This is a genomic window from Streptomyces rubellus, from assembly GCF_036323805.1.
Taxonomy (GTDB): domain Bacteria; phylum Actinomycetota; class Actinomycetes; order Streptomycetales; family Streptomycetaceae; genus Streptomyces.
On record NZ_JAZDCX010000070.1, the window covers coordinates 1 to 742 of the forward strand.

Here is a 742-nt window from a genome sequence, read left to right on the forward strand (position 1 = left end):
TTCCCCGTCGAAGCCGCCGGCCTGACGGAGCTCCGCGAGACCGGCGGGGTGATCACGCCGGAGGTGCTGTGCGCCTCGCCCCGGCTGCTCGTGCTGGAGAAGATGCGGCCACGCCGCGACGACGAGCCTTTCTGGGAACGGCTCGCCCGCACGGTCGCCGCCCTGCACACCTCCACGACCGCCGAGCGGTTCGGCTGGCACCGTCCGGGCTGGCTGGGCCGGCTGCGCCAGGACAACACCTGGGACAGCGACGGCCACGCGTTCCTCGCGGAGCGGCGCATCCTGCGCTGGCTGTCGGAACCTCTGGTCGAGGCGGCCTTCGACACCGCGGAGCGGCAGGCCCTGGAACGGCTCTGCGCCGCCCTGCCCGAACTCGTGCCGGACCGGCCCCCGTGCCTGACCCACGGCGATCTGTGGCAGGAGAACATCGTCGCCACCGCCGACGGCGCGCCCGCGCTCATCGACCCCGCCGTGTCCTACAACTGGCCGGAGATCGACCTCAGCATGCTGTGGTGCTCCCCGCGCCCGCCCGCCTCGGACCGCTTCTTCGCCGTGTACGAGGAGATCACCGGGATCGACGGCGGCTGGCGGGACCGGATGGACCTCTTCCACCTCCGGGAACTCCTGAGCATCATCGCCCATGACGACGACGACTGGGGGGCCGCGGAGGCCGTACGGAAGATCATCGCCCCGTTCCGGCGAAACGGTGGCCCGGCGACGGTGTGACCGGCGTGCCGCCGCC

General features: G+C 72.6%; 1 protein-coding gene. It reads left to right on the top strand.

Annotation, left to right across the window (positions count from 1 at the left end; translation table 11 throughout):
* The coding region (locus V1L54_RS29280; protein WP_330121187.1) for a fructosamine kinase family protein at positions 1-726 on the top strand (726 nt) is incomplete at its 5' end.
* Between the last annotated feature and the right edge of the window lie 16 nt (positions 727-742).